Origin of the sequence: Serratia sp. CY74737 (assembly GCF_052166775.1) — a bacterium.
Taxonomy (GTDB): domain Bacteria; phylum Pseudomonadota; class Gammaproteobacteria; order Enterobacterales; family Enterobacteriaceae; genus Serratia; species Serratia ureilytica.
Genome location: NZ_JBJNOF010000009.1, coordinates 53,674 through 75,408, shown reverse-complemented (window position 1 = coordinate 75,408; position 21,735 = coordinate 53,674). Strand labels below are relative to the sequence as shown.

At 61.3% G+C, this 21,735-nt stretch carries 21 protein-coding genes; 6 read left to right on the top strand and 15 right to left on the bottom strand.

The features are described 5' to 3' along the window. The first annotated feature begins 276 nt into the window (after window positions 1–276). Together htpX and ACJ8PE_RS14590 are read left to right on the top strand one after the other, a co-directional pair. Window positions 277–1,155, top strand: a complete 879-nt coding sequence (gene htpX / locus ACJ8PE_RS14595; RefSeq protein WP_033652481.1) for a protease HtpX — start codon at window positions 277–279, stop codon at window positions 1,153–1,155. 338 nt (window positions 1,156–1,493) lie between these two features. Beyond that, window positions 1,494–2,201 carry a hypothetical protein gene (locus ACJ8PE_RS14590; protein ID WP_197792931.1) on the top strand — a complete coding sequence of 236 codons (708 nt, stop codon included), beginning with the start codon at window positions 1,494–1,496 and terminating at the stop codon, window positions 2,199–2,201. 103 nt (window positions 2,202–2,304) lie between these two features. Here ACJ8PE_RS14590 and ACJ8PE_RS14585 read toward each other — a convergent pair whose 3' ends face one another. Continuing rightward, a complete protein-coding gene (locus tag ACJ8PE_RS14585) occupies window positions 2,305–3,699 on the bottom strand; it encodes an MFS transporter (protein WP_404768944.1) in 1,395 nt (464 codons plus the stop codon). A 230-nt stretch (window positions 3,700–3,929) separates the two neighbouring features. Between ACJ8PE_RS14585 and kdgR the strand changes: the two genes are divergently transcribed. Beyond that, a complete protein-coding gene (gene kdgR, locus ACJ8PE_RS14580) occupies window positions 3,930–4,721 on the top strand; it encodes a DNA-binding transcriptional regulator KdgR (RefSeq protein WP_033642855.1) in 792 nt (263 codons plus the stop codon). 45 nt (window positions 4,722–4,766) lie between these two features. On the opposite strand, the gene ACJ8PE_RS14575 is transcribed toward kdgR, so the two are convergent. The 5 genes from ACJ8PE_RS14575 to phnR all read right to left on the bottom strand — a co-directional run bounded on the left by ACJ8PE_RS14575 (window position 4,767) and on the right by phnR (window position 9,478). Continuing rightward, complete coding sequence (locus tag ACJ8PE_RS14575; protein ID WP_042784335.1) at window positions 4,767–5,570, bottom strand: ABC transporter permease; 804 nt, start codon at window positions 5,568–5,570, stop codon at window positions 4,767–4,769. A 2-nt stretch (window positions 5,571–5,572) separates the two neighbouring features. Further along, a complete protein-coding gene (gene phnU / locus ACJ8PE_RS14570; RefSeq protein ID WP_404768943.1) occupies window positions 5,573–6,436 on the bottom strand; it encodes a 2-aminoethylphosphonate ABC transporter permease subunit in 864 nt (287 codons plus the stop codon). A 1-nt stretch (window position 6,437) separates the two neighbouring features. Next, window positions 6,438–7,562, bottom strand: coding sequence for a 2-aminoethylphosphonate ABC transport system ATP-binding subunit PhnT (gene phnT / locus ACJ8PE_RS14565; RefSeq protein ID WP_046898635.1), 1,125 nt, complete (start codon window positions 7,560–7,562; stop codon window positions 6,438–6,440). Window positions 7,563–7,570: 8 nt separating this feature from the next. Further along, entirely contained in the window at window positions 7,571–8,581 is a 1,011-nt protein-coding gene (locus ACJ8PE_RS14560; RefSeq protein ID WP_033652475.1) for a 2-aminoethylphosphonate ABC transporter substrate-binding protein, read from the bottom strand. A gap of 177 nt (window positions 8,582–8,758) precedes the next feature. Then, on the bottom strand, window positions 8,759–9,478 hold the full coding sequence (gene phnR / locus ACJ8PE_RS14555; protein ID WP_069100110.1) for a phosphonate utilization transcriptional regulator PhnR: 720 nt from the start codon (window positions 9,476–9,478) through the stop codon (window positions 8,759–8,761). A 152-nt stretch (window positions 9,479–9,630) separates the two neighbouring features. Between phnR and phnW the strand changes: the two genes are divergently transcribed. Further along, window positions 9,631–10,734, top strand: coding sequence for a 2-aminoethylphosphonate--pyruvate transaminase (phnW, locus tag ACJ8PE_RS14550; RefSeq protein WP_197792926.1), 1,104 nt, complete (start codon window positions 9,631–9,633; stop codon window positions 10,732–10,734). Window positions 10,735–10,743: 9 nt separating this feature from the next. Then, a complete protein-coding gene (phnX, locus tag ACJ8PE_RS14545; RefSeq protein ID WP_047576043.1) occupies window positions 10,744–11,553 on the top strand; it encodes a phosphonoacetaldehyde hydrolase in 810 nt (269 codons plus the stop codon). Between the two features lie 62 nt (window positions 11,554–11,615). On the opposite strand, the gene ACJ8PE_RS14540 is transcribed toward phnX, so the two are convergent. From ACJ8PE_RS14540 to ACJ8PE_RS14525, 4 genes are all read right to left on the bottom strand, one after another. Further along, window positions 11,616–13,007: an L-cystine transporter gene (locus ACJ8PE_RS14540; RefSeq protein WP_197794533.1), complete on the bottom strand. Its 1,392-nt coding sequence runs from the start codon at window positions 13,005–13,007 to the stop codon at window positions 11,616–11,618. 186 nt (window positions 13,008–13,193) lie between these two features. Next, window positions 13,194–13,742, bottom strand: a complete 549-nt coding sequence (locus ACJ8PE_RS14535; protein WP_033642861.1) for a metal-dependent hydrolase — start codon at window positions 13,740–13,742, stop codon at window positions 13,194–13,196. A 421-nt stretch (window positions 13,743–14,163) separates the two neighbouring features. Beyond that, the gene (gene hxpB / locus ACJ8PE_RS14530; protein ID WP_197792924.1) at window positions 14,164–14,829 is read right to left on the bottom strand and encodes a hexitol phosphatase HxpB; all 666 of its coding nucleotides are present in this window, start codon (window positions 14,827–14,829) and stop codon (window positions 14,164–14,166) included. Window positions 14,830–14,893: 64 nt separating this feature from the next. Next, window positions 14,894–16,174, bottom strand: a complete 1,281-nt coding sequence (locus ACJ8PE_RS14525) for an HdeD family acid-resistance protein (RefSeq protein WP_197760024.1) — start codon at window positions 16,172–16,174, stop codon at window positions 14,894–14,896. A 185-nt stretch (window positions 16,175–16,359) separates the two neighbouring features. On the opposite strand from ACJ8PE_RS14525, the gene ACJ8PE_RS14520 reads away from it, so the two are divergent. After that, the gene (locus ACJ8PE_RS14520; RefSeq protein WP_025302601.1) at window positions 16,360–16,920 is read left to right on the top strand and encodes a YniB family protein; all 561 of its coding nucleotides are present in this window, start codon (window positions 16,360–16,362) and stop codon (window positions 16,918–16,920) included. A gap of 35 nt (window positions 16,921–16,955) precedes the next feature. Here the strand turns inward: ACJ8PE_RS14520 and ACJ8PE_RS14515 are convergent, their stop codons facing one another. From ACJ8PE_RS14515 to ACJ8PE_RS14495, 5 genes are all read right to left on the bottom strand, one after another. Further along, window positions 16,956–17,825: a fructosamine kinase family protein gene (locus ACJ8PE_RS14515; protein ID WP_197792923.1), complete on the bottom strand. Its 870-nt coding sequence runs from the start codon at window positions 17,823–17,825 to the stop codon at window positions 16,956–16,958. A gap of 240 nt (window positions 17,826–18,065) precedes the next feature. After that, window positions 18,066–18,920 carry a metal ABC transporter permease gene (locus ACJ8PE_RS14510; RefSeq protein WP_147838880.1) on the bottom strand — a complete coding sequence of 285 codons (855 nt, stop codon included), beginning with the start codon at window positions 18,918–18,920 and terminating at the stop codon, window positions 18,066–18,068. Next, window positions 18,920–19,780, bottom strand: coding sequence for an iron/manganese ABC transporter permease subunit YfeC (gene yfeC, locus ACJ8PE_RS14505; protein WP_016927980.1), 861 nt, complete (start codon window positions 19,778–19,780; stop codon window positions 18,920–18,922). Before yfeC ends, ACJ8PE_RS14510 begins: the two co-directional genes overlap by 1 nt. Then, window positions 19,780–20,670, bottom strand: a complete 891-nt coding sequence (locus ACJ8PE_RS14500; RefSeq protein WP_442536797.1) for a manganese/iron ABC transporter ATP-binding protein — start codon at window positions 20,668–20,670, stop codon at window positions 19,780–19,782. The genes yfeC and ACJ8PE_RS14500 overlap by 1 nt, the downstream gene beginning before the upstream one ends. Beyond that, complete coding sequence (locus ACJ8PE_RS14495; RefSeq protein ID WP_232098550.1) at window positions 20,667–21,611, bottom strand: metal ABC transporter substrate-binding protein; 945 nt, start codon at window positions 21,609–21,611, stop codon at window positions 20,667–20,669. Before ACJ8PE_RS14495 ends, ACJ8PE_RS14500 begins: the two co-directional genes overlap by 4 nt. Between the last annotated feature and the right edge of the window lie 124 nt (window positions 21,612–21,735).

Sequence of the window (21,735 nt, the reverse complement as noted above, 5' to 3'; positions counted from 1 at the left end):
TGATGAAACGCGCTGAGCGGATATTGGCCTATAAAGCGTGAGGATAACGGTTCTCGTTGTCATGGCGTGCGGGCAAAGAAATTTTTCTGCAAAATCCCTCCGCCTTGCGCAACAATCGTTTACAATTTGCCAAATCCCGGTCGCGCGTCGTTTTTGTAAAGTTTCGTATTTTTAGTAGGTTAATGGCGCGCAACTCTTGAAACTGTGACGAATGCCCATACGATCCAGGGTATCTGGACAGTGTTTTGTTAACATTTATGAGGAAGTAAACATTTTATGATGCGTATAGCTCTGTTCCTGCTCACCAACCTGGCGGTGATGTTGGTTTTCGGGCTGGTGCTCAGCCTGACAGGAATCCAATCCAGTAGCGTTCAGGGCCTGATGATCATGGCCGGTCTGTTCGGCTTCGGCGGCGCTTTCGTGTCGTTGCTGATGTCCAAATGGATGGCGCTGCGCTCCGTGGGCGGGGAAGTGATTGAACAGCCGCGTAACGAAACCGAAAACTGGCTGCTGGAAACGGTGCGCCGTCAATCGCAGCAGGCGGGCATCGCCATGCCGCAGGTCGCTATCTACCATGCGCCGGACATCAACGCCTTCGCCACCGGCGCACGCCGCGACGCTTCGCTGGTCGCCGTCAGCACCGGCCTGCTGCAGAGCATGAGCCGCGACGAAGCGGAAGCGGTTATCGCGCACGAAATCAGCCACGTCGCCAACGGCGATATGGTGACCATGACCCTGATCCAGGGGATCGTGAACACCTTCGTCATCTTCATTTCGCGCCTGATCGCACAGGTTGCCGCCGGCTTCCTGGGCAACCGCGACGGTGAAGGGGAAGGCAACGGCAACCCGATGATTTACTTCGCCGTGTCGATGGTGCTGGAACTGGTGTTCGGCATCCTGGCGAGCATCATCACCATGTGGTTCTCGCGTCACCGCGAGTTCTATGCCGACGCCGGTTCCGCCAAACTGGTGGGCCGCGAGAAGATGATCGCCGCCTTGCAGCGTCTGAAAACCAGCTATGAACCGCAGGAAGCGGGCAGCATGATGGCGTTCTGCATCAACGGCAAATCCAAGTCGTTCAGCGAGCTGTTCATGTCGCACCCGCCGCTCGACAAGCGCATCGAAGCGCTGCGCACCGGTCAGTACCTGAAGTAATCGGCTGAATGAAATGAAAAACCCCGGCTTGCCGGGGTTTTTTTATGGCATGCCTGAACCGCTATTTCAGCGGCGGCGACGGATTCAGCAATGAAATTCGGCAATGAATGGGATGAGCGCTTCACCGAAGTTTGCGGGCGTTAATGCCGTGCAGCAGCGCCCGAAGTCCCTGAAGCCCACCTGCAAACCGCGTCTTTCGGCCTCTCAGCCTGGGCAGGCGCGGCGCCAGATCACCCAGTGGGAGGACAAGCCGCATCGGGCCCGGTCACGACCGCCTGTTTGGCTTTGGAAGCGCATGTTATATGCTTTGGCACAATGACATTTGTCCCTGAGGCCCTATGAAAATCAACCACGTTCCCTTACTCAACGGTGATGAGGTGTCGGCGCGCCTGGCCGCATTGGCCGGCGGTGTCGCCGATGCGGTTGCGGAATTGTTGAACCGGCATGATGACGATGATGAGCCGCCGGCTATTCGCTGGCATTCAGGCGATCTGCGCCTGCCGGCGTTTTTCCCCGACGAGCACGACGGCCACGATTACGATTACCTGATCGTGGACGGCGATGTGATCGTGGAGGGATGCCTGGCGGTGTCACCGCAGCGAGAGGACGGCGGCATTGTCGTGCTGGGGCGGCTGCAGGCGGATACGCTGATTTGCTGGGGCGGACTGGTCGTGCGTGACGATGTCCGCATACGCCATGCCTATTGCAGCTCAGGAAACGACGACGCGCTCGTGGTGGGGGGAGACCTGACCGCGCTCACCCTGGTAGAAACGGGGGAGTTTATCCATGTCCATGGCGACCTCGACGCGCGATGTCTCGCTTCGTTGCAGAACTTCGTTCAGGTTGACGGAGAGACGCGCTGCGACTGCCGCATCGACAGCGCGCAGTCCGAAGAACTGATAAAGCGCATGTTCGCCCCCGGCCTGCTGAAGGCCTTCGAGGGGATGGATAACGACGGCCAACGCCTTGTTGGCTGGTATCCGGATGACGACGCCTATTTAGCCTGTTTACGACAAGGCCGCAGCCCGTTGAGGCGCGGCGACTGACGCCTGGCCTGCCATGCTCACGGTACCGCACCCGACGCGGCCCGGCCGCCAGTGCTGGCCCCGTCGGTTTTTCAATCGATGGGGCTCGGCTCTTTTATGTGCGCTATTTCACCTCGCGGCTGGGCTGCGCCGTTTGCGCGGTCGATTGGGTGATGCGCAGGCCGCTGACCGCCGCCGCCAGGATAGCGAATACCCCAGCCAGGATCAGTGAAGCGTGGGTGCCGGAGGCCGGGAACAGGTTGAACATCAGCGCCACCAGGGCGGCTCCCGAGGTTTGTCCCAGCAGACGGGCAGTGCCCAGCATGCCGCTGGCGCCGCCGCTGCGGTTGCGCGGTGCGGCGGAGATGATGGTGTGGTTGTTGGGCGACTGGAACAGGCCGAAACCGGCGCCGCACAGCACCATGCGCCAGATGATGTCCATATTCGACGGCGCCGCGGGCAGCAGCGCCAGCGAGAACAGCCCGAGCGCGAACACCGCCAGCCCGACGCAGCCCAGCAGGCCGGCATGCACGCGTTCCACCAACCGGCCGGCGATCGGGGCCATCACCACGATCGCCAGCGGCCACGGCGTCAGCAGCAGCCCGGTCGCCACCTCGTCGCGGCCCAATGCGCTTTGCAAGAAGAACGGCAGCGACACCATCGCCAGCATTTGCGCGGCAAACGAGCAGATTGAGGTGCCCATCGACAGGGCGAAGATCGGAATGCGCAGCAGATCGACCGGCAGCAACGGAAATTCCTGGCGCAGCTGGCGGCGCACGAACAGCGCGCCAATCGCCAGCAGCGCGGCGATCTCGCTGAAGATCAGCGTCAGGCTCTGGCCCTGGGCGAAGCCGCTGATGGCGGTGATCAGCAGGCCGAAGGTCAGCGCGTTCAGCACGGCGCTGGTGGGATCGAAACGGCGGTTATCGCTTTTTTGGCCGTTGGCCGGCAGGAATTTCATCCCCAGCAGCAGCGCGACGATGCCGATCGGCAGGTTGATGGCGAACAGCCATTGCCAGGACGCGACCGACAGGATAGCGGCCGCCACCGTCGGCCCGGCCGCCGAGGAGCAGGCGACGATCAGCGAGTTGATGCCCATGCCGCGGCCGAGAAAACGCTGCGGGTAGATGATGCGGATCAGCGCGGTGTTGACGCTCATGATGGCGGCGGCGCCAAAGCCCTGCAGCACGCGGGCGATGGTCAGGGTGAGCAGCGAGTCGGACAGGGCGCAGAACAGTGAGGTGATGCTGAACACCAGCAATCCGGCCTGATAGATGCGGCGATAGCCGACCAGATCGCCGAGCGACGCCAGCGACAGCAAAGAGACGGTGATCGCCAGTTGATAGGCGTTAACCACCCAGATGGAACTGGCCGGACTGGCGTTGAGATCGCGCGCGATGGTGGGCAGCGCCACGTTGGCTATCGCGCCGTCGAGCACGGATACGGTAATGCCGAGGGCGATGGCGAGGATCGCCCCATAGCGTTGCGGGACGGGGAGGCCGTCGGAACAAGGACGCATGCAGGTCTCAGCGGTATTTATTCAGGAGAGTATTATCATGCTAATCATATTCGCCTGCGATTGCATGCCCCTTGTCCGCTTAATTGTAAACGGCGGTGAGCGGCAGGCGGTTATTCATTTGGCTTCAATCGCTTAGCCTTCAGCTGCGTTGCGCGTCGCGATCTGTTCCGATTATACTGAAACCCTTGTTTAAATTTCCTGAAACAAAACCGTTAAGTAGGGTATTCGCCATGGCTAACGCAGATTCAGACAAGCAACCGGATGCCGTCTCATCCGTGATGAAAGTGTTCGGCATTTTGCAGGCGCTCGGCGATGAGCGCGAGATCGGCATTACCGAACTGTCCCAGCGGGTGATGATGTCTAAAAGCACCGTCTACCGGTTTCTGCAGACCATGAAAGCGCTGGGTTACGTTTCACAGGAGGGCGAGACGGAAAAGTATGCGCTGACGCTCAAGCTGTTCGAACTGGGCGCCAAATCGTTGCAGAACGTCGATCTGATCCGTAGCGCCGACGTGCAGATGCGCGAGCTGTCGAATCATACCCGTGAAACCATCCACCTCGGCGCCCTGGACGAGGATGGCATCGTCTACATCCACAAGATCGACGCGATGTACAACCTGCGCATGTATTCGCGCATCGGCCGCCGCAACCCGCTGCACAGCACCGCCATCGGCAAGGTGCTGCTGGCCTGGCGCGAGCGGGATGAGGTAGCGCAGATCCTGTCGCAGATTGAATTTACCCGCAGCACCGAGCATACCCTGACCAGCGCCGCCGAACTGTTGCCGGTGCTGGATCGGGTGCGTGCGCAGGGATACGGCGAAGATGCCGAAGAGCAAGAAGCGGGGATCCGCTGCATCGCGGTACCGGTCTTTGACAGGTTCGGGGTGGCGATCGCCGGGCTGAGCATCTCTTTCCCGACGCTGCGCTTTTCCGAAGCGGCGCGGGAGGAGTATGTGGCGTTGCTGCACGTCGCCGCCCGACGCATTTCCGAACAGCAGGGCTATCACGACTACCCGTTCTGACCTGTGTTTCGATGAGCAAGGCGCCGCCATGACGGCGCCTTGCTGTTATTTTGCGCCGGGCGTCAGCCGCTGAGAAATCCGCTCCAGCACCAACATCAGCAACAGCGTGGCCGCCACCAGGATCATGGTCAGCGTTGCGCCATTGGCGATGCTGCCGCGATCGGTCAGGCTGAAGATCGTGACCGGCAGCGTCGCCCAGCTCGGCGGGTAGATCATCATGGTCGCGCCCAGCTCCCCCATCGACAGCGACAGGCTGAGCGCGAAGGCGGAGATCATGTAGGGGGCGATCATCGGCAGGGTGACGTGGCGCAGGCGAAACAGCGGCGAAGCGCCCAGGCTGGCGGCGACGTTCTCGTAGTCGTCAGGCAGCCGGGTCAGCCCGGCCATGACGTTGCCGAAGGTAAAGGCGGAAATCAGCACGAAGTGGGCGGCGGGCACGATCAGGAAGGTGCCGTTCATCTGCAGCGGCCCCTGGCTGAACGCCACCAGCATCCCCAAACCGATAGAGACCGAAGGCACCGCGCTGGGAATGAAAAACAGCGTGCCCAGCAGCCGTCGGCCGCGTTCAGGCACGTGGCGCAGCGCCAACGCCGCCCAGGTGCCGCACAACAACGCGAACAGGCTGGCGCTGAAACCGATAGCCAGACTGGCGATCAGCGCGTCCCAGGAGGCGCCGCTGAACGCCTGGCGGAAGTGGCTGAGGGTGAAGCCGCTCGGCAGCACGCCGCTCCACTGTTCACTGAGGCTGGACATCAGGATCACCGCCAGCGGCAGGCAGAAGAACAGGGCGAACAGCGTGACCGCCAGTGTGCAGGTCAGGGTGCGGCCGGTGCGAGACCAAATCAACATCGTCAGCTCCTCAGCCCGGCGCGCGCCGCGGCGTAGCGGTAAAGGGAGAACAGCCCGAGCGACAGCGCGATATTCACGACGGCGATCGCGCAGGCGACGGCGTAGTCCGATTCCAAAATCGCTTTGGCGTAGACCATCATCGGCAGCGTGGTGACGCCCTTGGCGCCGATAAACAGCACGATGCCGAACTCATTGGTGGTCAACAACAAACACAGGCTGCCGCCGGCCAGCAAGGCCGGCAGCGCGGCCGGTAAAATCACCTGGCGTACCACCCGTCCCGGCCGGGCGCCGAGGATGCTGGCGGCCTCGAGCTGGCTGCGGTCGATCTGCGACAGCGCCGCCATCAGTGGGCGCATCACCAGTGGGGTAAACACGGTGATTTCCGCCAGGATCACCCCCCAAATGGAGTAAAGAAAATCCACCGGCGGCAGGGTGAAACCAAAGGTCGCCATCAGCGTGCCGTTCAGCAGGCCGGCGGAACCGTAGATGAACGTGAAGGCCAGCGTGATGAGGAAGGTCGGCATGGCGATAAAGGTATCGATCACCCGGGCGATCAGACGGCTGCCGGGGAACGGCGTGAACACCAGCAACAGCGACAGCAGGGTGCCGAGCACCAGGCAGCCCAGCGTCGCCAGCAGCGCGATCTGCAGTGTGTTGAGAAGGGCGCCGACAAAGCGGCGTGATTCGAACGCCTGCTGCAGCGCGGTGACGCTGAACAGCCCTTGGTCGTCGGTAAACGCCTGTTTGACGATCAACGCCAGCGGGTAGAAAAACAGCGTCGCCAGCGCCAGCAGCGGCAACAGGATCCACAGGCGGCGCGGCAAACGCAGCCGCTGGGCCGGGCGAGTAAGCGTAGAGTCGGTCATGTCAGTCCTCGATCAGTACCGCATCGTCGGGGGCGAAATAGAGCGGCACCCGTTCGCCGATCTGCGGCATCCGGCTGCGATGGGTGGTGACCACGCGCAGCGGGTGGCCTTGCGCGTCGAACTGCAGGTGCGTCAGTTCACCCTGCCAATGAATATCGCGCAGCGTGCCGATAAGGCAGTTGCTGCGCTGAGCGTCGGCATCGAGCGCAATATGCTGCGGCCGGATGCACAGCAGCTTGTCGAAGCCGCGTTGTGCGCCGTAGGTGAAACAGCCGATCACTTTGCCGGCGCAGCTGACGGTGGTCATGCCTTGCCCGGTGGTGGTCTCCAGCGCCGTGGCCGGCAGCAGGTTGGCGCGGCCGAGAAACTCGGCGGCGAAGCGGTTCGTCGGATGGTGGTACAACGCGCGGGTTTCGCCGTGGGCGATCAGGTGGCCGTCGCGCATGATGCCGATCTTGTCCGCCAGCGTCAGCGCTTCGCCCTGATCGTGGGTGACGTACAGGATGGTCAGATCCGGCAGCTCGCGGTGCAGGCGGGCGATTTCTTCCACCATGCTGTGGCGGATTTGCGCGTCCAGCGCCGACAGCGGTTCATCCAGCAACAGCACTTTGGGGCGCACCGCAATGGCGCGGGCGATCGCCACCCGCTGTTGCTGGCCGCCGGAAAGCTGGCTGGGATAGCGCCTGGCGTAGGCGGACATGCCGACGATGGCCAGCGCTTCTTCGACGCGCTCGGCGGTCAGGCCGCGCGGCTTGCCCTGGGCGCGCAGGCCGAACGCCACATTGTCTTCGACGCGCATATGCGGAAACAGCGCATAGTTCTGCACCACCATGCCCAGGCCGCGTTCATAGGGCGGCACGTCGGTGACATCGATATCGCCGATGGCGATGCGTCCGGCGGACGGCTGCACGAAACCGGCAATCGCTCGCAGTACGGTGGTTTTGCCCGAGCCGGAGGGGCCGATCAGCGCCAGCACTTCGCCGGGCGCGATGGTGAGCGTCAGGGGTTTCAGCACTTCGGTGCCGCGGTACGACACGCTGACGCGGTCGAGCTGAATGCCCGACGGCCCGGCGATGTCCCGGCTGTTATCCCGCGCCTCAGCGCGGGAAGCGAGAAGAGAAGGCATGGTCAGCGTCATTCTGTCACCTTGTGCCAGCGGGAGATGTCGGCGGACAGGCTGCTCACCACCTGATTCCAGTCCGGCGCCCAGATATCCACGCCCTGCAGCGCAGCCTGCGACTGCCTGAAGTTATCGTCGGTCGGGGTCACGTCTTTACGCACCGGCATGCCGTAGGAAATGGCGCTGACGCTGCTCTGCGCCTCTTTGCTCAGCAGGAAATCGATCAGCTTTTTGCCGTTGGCGCTTTGCGGCGCGCCTTGCACCAGGCCGATGTAGTAAGGCAGCACCAGCGTGCTGCGCTTGCCGTCCGGCCCGGCCGGCCAGAACACCTTCACGTTCGGGTTGCTGCGCATCTGCGCCAGGTTCATCTGCAGATCGCCGTTGGCCACCAGCAGCTCCCCTTTATTGACCAGCGCGGTCAGCTTGCCGGTGGAGGCGGAAGGGCCGACGTTGTTGCTTTGCAGCTTGCCGAGGTAGTCGAAACCGGCGTCTTTGCCGCCGAAGCTGTGGAACGCCTGCAGCATCACCGCAGTGCCGTCGCCCGCCTGGCCCGGTGTGGAGTACTGCAGCTTATTGCGGAACTGCGCGTCCAGCAGCTGTTGGTAGCTGGCGGGCGCCTGCGGCAGCAGTTTAGCGTTATAGATGAAGCTCAGGTAGTTGTTCACCAGCGGCACGAACTGTGGCTGCGCATCGGCGATTTGCGCGGCAGCCTGCGGGGTAAAGTCCTGCAGCAGTTTTTCCGCCGCCGCGCGTTGAATGAACGGCGGCAGCGTCACGAGCACGTCGGCCTGCGGGTTGCTGCGCTCTTTCGACAGGCGTTCCACGATGGCGCCGGAGCCGCCTTCGACGTACTGCACCTTGACGCCGGTCGCCTGGGTGAAGGCGTCGAACTGCGTTTGATACCAGCTGTGATCGCCGTCGTGCAGACCATCGGCGGAGTAGACGGTCACCACCGCCTCGGCGGCCCAGAGCGGCGCGGAGCCGAGTGCGATGGCGGTCATCACGACCAGTCGAGAAAGTTTCATAGCTTCAGCCTCACTGTTACGGGTTAATGCGAAACTGGTATACACCAGATATGCGGCCACGCTAATCGGCGAATATGACAAACAAATGAAATCAGCAAAATATCATTGCCGGGAACGGAGAGGACGACGCGGGAGAGAAAGGCGGGCCTGCGTGCGCAGGCCCCGTTGGGCAGGGGGTTAAAGCGTATCGACTTCGATGCGCAGGCTGTCGTGGCGCCAGTATTCGATATCGAAATCGAGAATGCGGCCGTGCTGATCGTAATTCAAGCGGCGCAGCAGCAACGCGGGCAGGCCGACCATGGCACCCAGCGCGTTGGCGGCGCGATAAGGCAGGGCGGTCGGGTAGAACGACAGGTGCATGTTGCTGTAAATCAAATCGTAATGCTGCTGATAAACCTCGGTCAGGCTGCCGTTGAGATCGTGGCTGAGCAGTTCCGGCACCCGTTGCGGCAGGCAGTGGTTCTCGCAATAGCAGATGGCGCGGCCGTCGGCATAGCGCACCCGGCGCAGCAGATACACCTGATCGAACGGTTCGAGCGCCAGCGGCTGCATCACGTCGAGCGGCACCGTGGTTTTTTCGCCGGACAGCAGCGCGGTGCGCGGCGTGCGCCCTTGCTCCTGACAGAGACGGTGGAAGTTGGTGTTTTGCGTCGGATCCAGCCACAGCCGCTCCGGCGTGACGAACCAGCCGCGACGATCGGCGCGGTAGATGGCGCCGGTGGCTTCCAACTGCGCCAGGCTCTCGCGGATGGTGACGCGGGTGGTAGAGAAGATGGCGCACAGCTCGCGCTCCGAAGGCAGCTTGTCGCCGGCCTGCAGCGCGCCGCGGGTGATGCGCGCCTGAAGCTGATCCTTGATCTGCAGATAGTGGGGCATATCGCCCGGATGTTCTTTCATTTCATCTCGCTATGGCATCGGCCTGGCATTCCGGCCCGCTTATTATACATAGCCAGATGAATTTTTTGTTTCACCGCGCTTTGCCGTTTGACCTGGGAAGGAATTTGCCGCCACAATCAACGCAATCTGGTATAGACCAATAGGTGAATAACATGTCCGACCGTAACTACCTGCTGTTGACCCCCGGCCCGTTGACCACGTCGAAAACGGTGAAAGAGGCGATGCTGTATGACAGCTGCACCTGGGATGAAGATTACAACCTCGGCGTGGTGCAGCGCATTCGCCAACGGTTGGTGGCGCTGGCGACGCCGTCCGCCGGCTATACCTCGGTGCTGCTGCAGGGCAGCGGCAGCTTTGCGGTAGAGGGCGTGCTGGGCACGGTCATCGGCCCGCACGACAAGCTGCTGATCGTCAACAACGGTGCCTACGGGGCGCGGATGATCGAAATGGCGCGGCTGATGGATATCGACCACCACGCGTTCGACTGCGGCGAGGTGAACGAACCGGACGTGGCGGCGATGGAGGCGGTGCTGAAAAGCGATGCACGCATCAGCCATATCGCCATGGTGCACTGTGAAACGACCACCGGCATGCTCAACCCGCTGCAGAAGGTCGCCGGTCTGGCGGCGCGCAACGGCAAGACCTTTATCGTCGATGCGATGAGCAGCTTCGGCGGCATCCCGCTGGATGTGGACGCGCTGGGCATCGATTTTCTGATCAGCTCCGCCAACAAATGCATTCAGGGCGTACCGGGCTTTGCTTTCGTCATCGCCCGCCGCAGCGAACTGGAGAAATGCGCCGGCCGTTCGCGCTCGCTGTCGCTGGATTTGTATGCCCAATGGCGCTGTATGGAAGACCAGGCCGGCAAATGGCGCTTTACGTCGCCCACTCACACCGTGCTGGCCTTCGCGCAGGCGCTGAAAGAGCTGGAACAAGAGGGCGGCATTGCCGCGCGTCACGACCGCTATCACGCCAATCAGCGTCGGCTGGTGGCGGGCATGCGTGAACTGGGCTTTGAGACCCTGCTGGACGATGCGCTGCATTCGCCGATCATCACGGCGTTCTATTCGCCGAAGGCCGACACTTACCGCTTCGCCGAGTTTTATCAGCGCCTGAAGCAGCAGGGCTTCGTGATTTATCCCGGCAAAGTGTCGCAGAGCGACTGCTTCCGCATCGGCAACATCGGCGAAATTTATCTGCAGGATATCGAACGATTGCTGGCGGCCGTCGGGCAGGCGATGTACTGGAATCAATAAGGATTGACCATGAAACAGATCAACGCAGTGATCCTCGACTGGGCCGGCACCACGGTGGACTTCGGCTCCTTTGCGCCGACGCAGATTTTTGTCGAGGCGTTCAAACGCACTTTCGATATCGACATCAGCCTGGCGGAAGCGCGCATTCCGATGGGGCTCGGCAAATGGCAACACATTGAGGCGCTGGGCAAGTTGCCGGCGGTTGACGCGCGCTGGCGGCAGAAGCTGGGCCGCTCGATGAGCCACCAGGATATCGACGCGCTGTATCAAGCGTTTATGCCGCTGCAAATCGCCAAAGTGGTCGACTTCGCCGATCCCATCGAGGGCGTGCCGCAGGTGATTGCCGCTCTGCGTGAACAGGGCATCAAAATCGGCTCCTGCTCCGGTTATCCGCGCGCGGTGATGGCGGTGCTGGCGCCTGCCGCAGCGCAGCGCGGCTACGCGCCGGATTACTGGGTCGCCACCGACGATCTCGCGGCCGGCGGGCGACCGGGGCCGTGGATGGCGTTGCAAAACGTGATTGCGCTGGGCATCGATGCGGTGGCGCATTGCGTGAAGGTGGATGACGCGGTGCCGGGCATTGCCGAAGGGCTGAACGCCGGGATGTGGAGCGTCGGGCTGGCGCTGTCCGGCAACGAGTTTGGCGCGACCTGGCAGGAGTATCGCCAAATGCCGCAAGGGGAGATCGAGCGCCGCCGCACGGCCGCCGCCGATAAGCTGTACGCGGCGGGCGCGCACTATGTGATAGATACGCTGGCGCAATTGCCGGGTGTGATCGCTGATATCAACCGGCGGCTGGCGAACGGCGAGCGGCCGTAACGACCGAACGCAGGGCATAAAAAACCGGGGATCATCCCCGGTTTTTTCGTTCGCGGAAGGGGTTAACGGTGAGCCAATTCGACTTCGTCTTCGCTGTCCATCACGGCTTTGTCGGTTTGCTTCATCAGTTGGCTGGTGATGGTGCCCGCCGCCATGGAACCGTTGACGTTCAGCGCGGTACGGCCCATGTCGATCAGCGGTTCAACCGAGATCAGCAGCGCAACCAGCGTCACCGGCAGGCCCATCGCCGGCAGCACGATCAGCGCGGCGAAGGTGGCGCCGCCGCCCACGCCTGCCACACCGGCGGAGCTGAGGGTGACGATGCCGACCAGGGTGGCGATCCACACCGGATCCAGCGGGTTGATGCCGACGGTCGGCGCAACCATCACCGCCAGCATCGCCGGGTAGAGGCCCGCACAGCCGTTCTGGCCGATGGTGGCGCCGAACGACGCCGAGAAGCTGGCGATGGATTCCGGCACGCCCAGGCGGCGAGTCTGCGCTTCCACGTTCAATGGAATGCTGGCGGCGCTGGAGCGACTGGTGAAGGCGAAGGTGATTACCGGCCACACCTTGCGGAAGAACTTCATCGGGTTTACGCCGGTGAAGGCCAGCAGGATGGCGTGTACCACGAACATGATGGCCAGACCGATATAGGAGGCCACCACGAAGCTGCCGAGCTTGACGATGTCGTGAATGTTGGAGCCGGCGACCACTTTGGTCATCAGCGCCAGCACGCCGTACGGCGTCAGCTTCATGACCAGACGCACCAGCTTCATCACCCAGGCCTGCAGGGTATCGATAGCCACCAGCACGCGCTCGCCTTTCGGCTTGTCGTCTTTCAGCAGCTGCAGCGCCGCCACGCCGAGGAAGGTGGCGAAAATCACCACGCTGATGATTGAGGTCGGGCTGGCGCCGGTCAGATCGGCGAACGGGTTTTTCGGGATGAACGACAGCACCATCTGCGGCACGGTCAGATCGGCCAGTTTGCCTACGTAGTTGGTCTGGATCGCCGTCAGACGCGCGCTTTCCTGCGCCCCCTGCACCAGGCCTTCGGCGCTCAGGCCGAACAGGTTGGTGACCAGCACGCCCACCAGCGCCGAGATCAGCGTGGTGAACAGCAATGTGCCGATAGTCAGAACGCTGATTTTGCCCAGCGAAGAGGCGTTATGCAATTTGGCGACCGCGCTCAGGATAGAGGCGAAGACCAGCGGCATGACGATCATTTGCAGCAGTTGCACATAGCCGTTGCCGACGATGTTGAACCAACTGATGGATTCTTTCAGTACTGGGTTGTCGGCGCCGTACACCAGCTGCAGCCCCAGACCGAACACCACGCCGACCACCAGGCCGACCAGCACTTTTTTCGCCAGGCTCCATTGCTTGTGGCGGGTTTGCGCCAGCAGCAAAAGGAGCGCGACAAACACCAGCACGTTAATCACGAGCGGAAGATTCATCCCCAATATCTCCAATAATCTTTCTTATATAAAAACGACTACGCACCATTAGGTGTGTCGCGATGTAAATATCGTAACAGTTTGCCGAGGGGCCCACTTATATCCAAATGGAATTTAATATAGCTTTTCGTGTGATTTTGTTTGTTTTATATACGCATTGGTGATGGGTTGAGCGATTTTTTGTGATCAGAGTCTAATATTTCTGATTTGCTCTACGTAGGATTGCACCGGGAGGGTGAAATCACCTTGCCAGCAGATGGCAAACGCCACCAGGCAGAGGCACAGCACGCGCTCCAACTGATTGCCTTTTTGTGAGTTGAGCAGCGGCAGGCGAAAACGCCAGCGGCACGGCCACAGCAGCGGTACGCCGGCGGGCGTGAGCATGTCGGCCAGCAGATGGCTAAAGTAACCGATGATCATGGCGTGCAGCGCGTCGGCCGGGATCGGCCAACTGCGCGGCACATCAAGCTGAAACAGCGCCATGCCGCCGGCGATCGCCAGCAGGCTGTGGGTGAAACCGCGGTGGCCGAAGGCGCGGGCGATGGGAATGGCGATCCAGCGCAGACGCTGGCCCAGCACCGACTTGGGGTGATCGATGTCCGGCAGCAGTGAGGTCAGCAGCGCGGCGGGTATGATGTGCCACCAGTCGCCGGTAGCCAGCTCTGGCGTCACTTCCGCCTTCTTGGCGAAGATCGCGCAAGCGACAGAGAATATAAGGTGTCCTTCCGCGGTCATGCTGTTGCGATTCCGACTGGTAAACTGTTAATTTATCCAGTATATGGGAAAATTCCCAGTAGTGGAAGCAGTTACCCTGTAACTAATTGTTTATTTTTCCCTGTTTTACAACGGCTTGTTACGGCAATGGGTAACAAAGCATCTATTTTGACGGGCGAGAACAAAAAGCGGGCGATGGGGGGCGTATGGAGGTGAGAAAAAAGACGGTTGCTCGGCGTGTGGCGGGAGGAAGCGGCGGCCTTGAACCGCGCTGCGTGGCAGTGACAACGCGCCGCGGGCCGTCGCTTTCCCTGCCATGCAGCATAATGAGAACGTCATGCTAATTCAATAAAATGAAACGGTGTTTCGTTTATTTTGCGGTGCGGATCCCTTTTATGACGCAGAGCGGCAAACCCAGGGCGCCGATGGCCGGCGCCGTAGGTCAGGCAACGTGGGCGGCGGTGAGCTGTTCCAGGGTGTCCAGCTTGTGGTCCGCCAGCGCCCAGCGCGGATCGTTACGGTATTCGGCTGCCGGGATCACGATGGAACGCATGCGTGCGGCCTTGGTGGCGATCATGCCGTTAAACGAGTCTTCCAGCGTGATGCAGCGCAGCGGATCGCTGCCCAGGCGTTCGGCGGCGATCAGGTAGACCTCCGGATGCGGCTTGCTGTACGGCAGGTATTCGGCGGAAACCAACTGATCGAAGTAATCCTCAAGCTCGAACATCTTCAGCACCTGCCGTTGCATGTGCAGCGGCGAGGCGGAGGCGAGACCGATGTTCAGCCCCTGGCGGCGGCACAACTCCAGCGCCTGCTGAACGCCCGGCAGCAGCGGGCGCGTCTCGTGCACCAGCTCGATGGCGCGCTCGATAATCCGCGCCGACACCTCATCAAGCGAAACCCCTTGCCACGGCATCGCCTGATACCACATCTTCACCACCAGATCGATGCGCAGCCCCAGCGTGTCCGGCAGCTTGTGACGGTCGGACAGATCCAAACCCAGTGCGCCGAAGATATCCAACTCGGCCTGCAGCCACAGCGGTTCCGAGTCGATTAACAAGCCGTCCATATCAAAAATTGCGGTTTCAATGCGTTGCGAATAAGCCATTAACGGTTAACTCCTGCCGGCGCGGGTGAATGTGCCCGACACTTTATCATCGCCGGTGACGAGACTAAAACCTTTGCCTGCGCGTTTGGCTTTTGCCAAAACGCAGGATATTCCACACCTCGCGCAATTTTAGCCACCAGCGCTGGTGTTGACGCTCGGTGACCTGTTGCAACATGCGTGCGTAGTCCAGCACCAAACCCGGCGTCCAGGTCATGCTTTCGCCGCGGCTGCGCAGTACCGCCAGCATCCACAGGTTGGGATCGAGCACCAGCAACAGAAAGCGGCGCCACAGATGTTTATCGCCCAGCACGCCTTCCAACGCGCTGTCGAGCGCGCCGATGACCGTGGTGGAGCAGTTGCGCCGGGTCAGATTGTAGGTGGCATCCTGCCGATAACGTAGCCAGAATGCGCGCAGCGCCGCCGGGTTATAGCGGTAGAATTGAATTTTCTTGTCCGGTGGGCACCAGGCGGCGATCTCGCCCGCAAGGTCGGGCAGGAAACGCCCGTCGACGTTGTTCTGTTCGCCGGCATGCAACAACTGGCGGAAATCCTGAACGGAATGGCTGATGTCGTTGAGCGGGTAGTGACTGATATACACATCCGGCGCGAGCGCCAGGGCGGCGTGACCGGTGGAGATATTGCCGCCGCCGTCGACCGCCGCGATGTATCGGTCGACGATGTAACGCCGGCGCGGATCTTTAGCCGCACCAATCGGTGTCCAGACATACACCGTGAGCGGCGCAGTCTCATCCTCCGGGGGCGGTGGTTGCCGCGTGGGGTGCTGATTCAGAGAGAAGGTTGTCAGTCTCCGGGCGATACGCAATAAGGCCCAGCCGGAAAGCACCATCATCACGCCGAGGCAAAAGGGCACCGTCATCCGATGCGGCGCCGGCCAGCCGACAAAAATCATCAACGAAAGCAGGATCTCGCCGCCGCCCGCCAGCGCCACGCCTTTCCATCGACTGTGTTGAATCACCGTGGAGGAGGCGATGCGCACGGCGCCGTCAAGCAGCAGCGCGCTGCCAAACACCACGGTGGCGACGATGTTATCGTCTGCGGGCACGTCCAGCATTAAAAAGGCCATAAAGACAAAACCCAATCCTTTCAGCAGCACTGGCCTGCTGGCCGAAGAGCCGATCACCAGCGCGGCGGATACCGCCACCAACCCCTCCAGCGCCAGGATGACCGCCAGCGCATCCAGCGCCAGCACCGACCGGCCATCCTGCAGTATGTCGAACAGCATCAGCGCCCCTGCGGCTATCCACAGCCAACCGAACAGCACCAGCAGACGGCGCTGACCGTGCAGCGCCTGCGCGCCCAGCAATAAGATAATCAGTCGAATCATGGCGGCCTCTGCCCGAATGGATAACGTTATCTCTTCAATGATAGTGTGCCGGCGCGGTTAAGTTTTTGATTTCGACTAATTCGGCTAAGCTTGTAGCACAGCGGGAGTGAAGAAAACGGTGGGCGAGTTTCGCCAACAGCAGGTAGACTTAGCCGATTCGGTTACGTCGCTAACAAGGGGAACACATGACGTATCAACAGGCCGGGCGTCTCGCCATTTTGAAACGCATTCTCGGATGGGTGGTTTTTATCCCGGCGTTGCTGTCGACGCTGATTTCCGTGCTGGGTTTTATCTATCAGCACAGTGAAAAAACCAAGGGCATCAACGCGGTGATGCTGGATTTCGTCCACGTGATGGTGGACATGGTGCGTTTCAACACGCCGTTCCTGAACCTTTTCTGGTATAACTCACCGGTGCCCGACGTGGATAAAAGCCTGTTCAGCGGCGCCAATCTGATGTTCATCATCATCTATATTCTGATCTTCGTCGGGCTGGCGCTGCAGGCTTCCGGCGCGCGCATGTCGCGTCAGGTCAAGTTCATCCGCGAAGGGTTGGAAGACCAGATGATCCTGGAGCAGGCCAAGGGCAGCGAAGGGCACACGCGCCAACAGCTTGAGGAGCGCATTACGCTGCCGCACCACACCATCTTCCTGCAGTACTTCCCGCTGTACATCCTGCCGATCGTGATTGCGGTGATCGCCTGGTTCGTGATCCGCCTGTTGGGGCAGTTGGCCGGCGCGGCCTGAACCATGAACGGGGCGCCGCTCGGCGCCCCGGAACGTTATGACGCTTCCGGCTGCAACAGCGCCTCCACCGCGCGTTGGGCAGCCACCAAATGCTGGCCGCCGAACAGATTGCTACGGTTGAGCAGGTAGTACAGCTGATACAGCGGCTGGCGTTCGATAAATCCGGCCCCCAGCGGCCACACGCTCTGATAGCCGTCGTAGATCTGCGGCGGCAGCTCCGGATACAGCGGCAGCATCGCCAAATCGCACTCTCTGTCGCCCCAGTAGCTGGCCGGATCGAACAGTATCGGCCCGTTGGCGGTCATCGCGCAGTTGCCCGGCCACAGGTTGCCGTGCAGCAGGGAAGGCTGCGGCTGGTGGTGCTGCAAGCGCAGATACACCCGATCGACGATGTCGTCGATGTCGCCGAAGGTCATGCCTTTTTCCGCCGCCAGCTGCAGCTGCCAGCCGATGCGCTGCTCGGCGAAGAATTCCGACCAGCGGCGTTGCCAGGCGTTGGGTTGCGGGGTGGTGGTCAGATCGCTGTCGAAGTCGAGACCGAACTGCGGTTGCTCGCTCCACTGGTGCAGATGCGCCAGTTGTTGCCCCAGGCAGTAGGCGCCATGGGCGTCGAGGGGTTTCAACTGCTGATACTCCAGCAGCAGGAAGCTGTAGTCGCGATCGCTGCCGACGCCGTACACTTCCGGCATCCGCACGCTTTTGCTGCGCGCCAGCAGCGCCAGCTGATCGGCCTCGGCGGTGAATATCGGCAGTTGTTCACGGGCGTCGCATTTCACGAACACCTCGTTGTCACCGTAACTCACGCGCCACGCCGGGTGAATGTCACCCCCGGGCAGTTCAATCCTTTCGCGTATCTCTGCGCTGCCAAGATGTTCACTTAACAGACGGCTAACGGCTTGCCACATGGTATTTCCCCCTCTGTGCTGCCTGATAATTCATTAGGTTAGCGTCTTTCCCGTGGTGAAAACACGACGCGGCGCACAGCCGGCGTCAAAATAGGCGATTTTTTCAGCATACCGCCAGCTCACAGTATATACCCTATTGATTAATTTAAGCGCAATACCGGTTGCAACTTGATGACAACGGATAAGCGGGCGGAGGAAACAGGATGCGGCGGAGAGCACCGCCGCATCAGAGGAGGGCGTTTAACTGTCGCTCAGGGCGGTTTGGTTACGCTGTAACGGACGCAGTTTACCGTACAGTAAGGCGATAACGAACAGCACGGCCTGCACAATGACGATGCAGGGCCCGGTTGCGCCGTCGATGTGGAAACTGATCAGCGTGCCGAGCACGCAAGAGAACACCGACACCACCGTCGCCACCATCAGCATGCGATCGAAGCGGCGGCACAGCATAAAGGCGATGATGCCGGGGGCGATCAGCATGGCGATCACCAGGATCACCCCCACGGCCTGCAGCGAGGCGACGATGGTCATCGCCAGCAGACACAGCAGCCCGTAGTGCAGCAGCTTGACCGGCAGGCCAATCACCCGCGCATGGTGCGGATCGAAACAGTAGAGCATGAAGTCTTTGCGTTTAAGCAACACCACCGCCAGGGTGAAGCCGGCGATCAGCAGGGTTTGCTTCAGCTCGCCGTCGGTGATGCCCAGCATGTTGCCGAACAGAATGTGGCTCAGGTGCTGGTCGGTGTCGATGCGCGAGAACAGCACCAGGCCGAAGGCGAACATGCCGGAGAAAACGATGCCCATCACCGTGTCTTCTTTCACCCGGCTGTTCTCTTTCAGGTAGCCGGTGGCCACCGCGCAGAAGATGCCGGAGAGGAAGGCGCCGATCGCCAGCGGAATGCCGATGACGAACGCCACTACGATGCCGGGCAAGACGGCGTGCGAGATGGCGTCGCCCATCAGCGACCAGCCCTTGAGCACCAGATAGCAGGAGAGCACGGCGCATACCACGCCGGTGACGATGGCGGCGACGATCGCCCGCTGCATGAACGGGTAGGCGAAGGGTTCGCTGAGCAGTTGGTAGAGCGTGTCCATCAGCGGCCTCCGGTTGGTGACTGTGCTACGCGACGTTTTGCCGCCAGCAGGCCGTGTTTCGGCGCGAAGCAGAACGCCGCCAGGAACACCAGCGTTTGCAGCGTGACGATCACCCCGCCGGTGGCGCCGTCGAGGAAGAAACTCAGGTAGGCACCGATGCCGCTGGTCAATGCGCCGATGATGATGGCGATGATCACCAGCCGGCTGAAGCGGTCGGTCAGCAGATAGGCGGTGGCGCCCGGCGTGATCACCATGGCGATCACCAAAATGGCGCCGACGGTTTGCAGTGCGGCGACGGTGCAGGCGCTGAGCAGGGTGAAGAACAGGATCTTCAGCTTCAGCGGCGACAGGCCGATCGACACGGCGTGGCTTTCGTCAAAGAACACCGCCAGCAGATCTTTCCACACCAGGCACAGGATCAGCAGCGAAACGCCGATGATGATTTCCACCTGCAGCACGTCTTCGTCGGCGATGCCGAGGATATTACCGAAGATGATCGACTGTACGTTGACCGAGGTGGGGTTGAGCGACACGATCAGCAGGCCGACGGCGAAGAAGGTGGAGAAGATAAAGCCGATGATGGCGTCTTCGCGCAGCCGGGTGATGTGGCGCACCAGCGTCATCGCCAGCGCCGCCAGCATGCCGGTGAAGAAGGCGCCGGCGGCGTAGGGCAGGCCGAGGGCATAGGCGCCGGCCACGCCGGGCACCACCGAGTGCGACAGCGCATCGCCCATCAGCGACCACCCTTTCAGCATCAGGTAGGCGGACAGAAACGCGCAGGCGGCGCCGACGATGGCGCTGACCCAGATGGCCTTCACCATGTAGTTATAACTGAAAGGTTGCAGCAGAAGGTCCAGCATCAGGATTGTTTCTCCCTGGCCTGACTGTTGGCAGGCGGATCGCTCTTGGTGTGGCCATAGAACACCGCCGGGCGTTCATCGTCGGTCAACACCGTGACGGTGCGCGGATCGTTGTCGTCGTGCAGATCCGGGCCGGAGAGGTTGATATGGCGCAGCACGCCGCCGAACGCCAGCTCCAGATTGCTCTGGGTGAAGGTGGTTTCGGTCGGGCCAGCGGCTAACACCGTGCGGTTGATGAGGATCACCTGATCGCAGAACTCCGGCACGCTGCCGAGGTTATGGGTGGAAACCAGGATCAGATGCCCCTCGTCGCGCAGCGAGCGCAGCAGATCGATAATGGCATTCTCGGTTTTCACATCCACGCCGGTGAAAGGCTCATCCAGCAGCAGCACCGTGCCCTGCTGCGCCAGGGCGCGCGCCAGAAACACGCGCTTTTTCTGACCGCCGGAGAGTTCGCCGATCTGCCGGCCGCGCAGCTCGCTGAGGCCGACGCGCTCCAGCGCCTTGTCGACCCGCAAGCGATCCTCGCGCGACGGAATGCGCAGGAAATTCATCTTGCCGTAGCGGCCCATCATCACCACGTCTTCCACCAGCACCGGGAAGTTCCAGTCGACGTCTTCGGTTTGCGGCACGTAGGCGATCAGGTTCTTTTTCAGCGCGTCCGCCACCGGTTTGTCGCTCAGCGATACCCGGCCGCTGGTGGGCTTGACCAGCCCCATGATGCTTTTGAACAGCGTCGATTTACCGCTGCCGTTGACGCCCACCAGCGCACAGATAGAACCGCCGCTCAGGGTAAAGCTGGCGTTATGAATGGCGGTGTGCCCGTTGTTGTAGGTCACGGTGACGTCGTCCACATTCAATTCAGGGCGGACAAACAGCTCATGGGTCATTGATCGAATCCTTTGGCGATGGTTTGCACGGTGGTGTTAAGCAGATCGATATAGGTCGGCACCGCGCCATCGCGGGTGGACAGCGAGTCCACGTACAACACGCCGCCGTATTTGGCGCCGGTCTCTTTCGCCACCTGCCTGGCCGGCTTGTCGGAAATGGTGCTCTCGCTGAACACCACCGGAATATGGTGGGCGCGCACCGCGTCGATCACCCGGCGGACCTGTTGCGGCGAGCCTTGCTCATCGGCGTTGATCGGCCACAGATAGACTTCTTTCAGCTGATAGTCCTGCGCCAGGTAGCTGAAGGCGCCTTCACTGGTCACCAGCCAACGCTGCGCGGCCGGAATGCGCGCCAGGCGTTCGCGCAGCGGAGCGTCCAGCGCGCCGATTTTCTCTGCGTAGGACTTGGCGTTGCGGTTGTAGGTTTCCGCATTGGCCGGATCGTGCGCCACCAGCGCTTTGCGGATGTTTTCGATATATACCAGCGCGTTGCTCGGTGACATCCAGGCATGCGGGTTCGGGTTGCCGTTATAGGGCCCTTCACGGATCGGCAGCGGGGTGATGCCTTCGGTGACTACCGCCGCCGGCACCTGCTTGATGTTCTCGAAGAAGCGCTGGAACCAGCGTTCCAGGTTCATGCCGTTCCACAGGATCAGGTCGGCGTGCTGCGCTTTGACGATATCGCGCGGGGTGGGCTGGTAATCGTGGATCTCGGCGCCCGGTTTGGTGATGGATTCCACGACGGCGGCGTCACCCGCCACGTTCTGGGCGATATCCTGAATGATGGTGAAAGTGGTCACCACGCGCAGCTTTTTTTCCGCCAGCGCGGGTTGGCTGACCAGAGCGGCGCCGAGCAGCAAACAGACGAGCGTGAAGGGGCGTAACAGTGCGGCAGCGCGGGGAGGGCGACTGCGACGAAAAGCGCAAGTTATCAATGGCATGATGACGTCTCCTGGTTCAAATGAAAATGATTATCAATATCAATTGAAGCGAAGTCAAGCGTCACTTGCCCACCGCCGGCGGGGCTATTTCTCCAACTGAAAAATAATACCGTCCGGGGAGTTA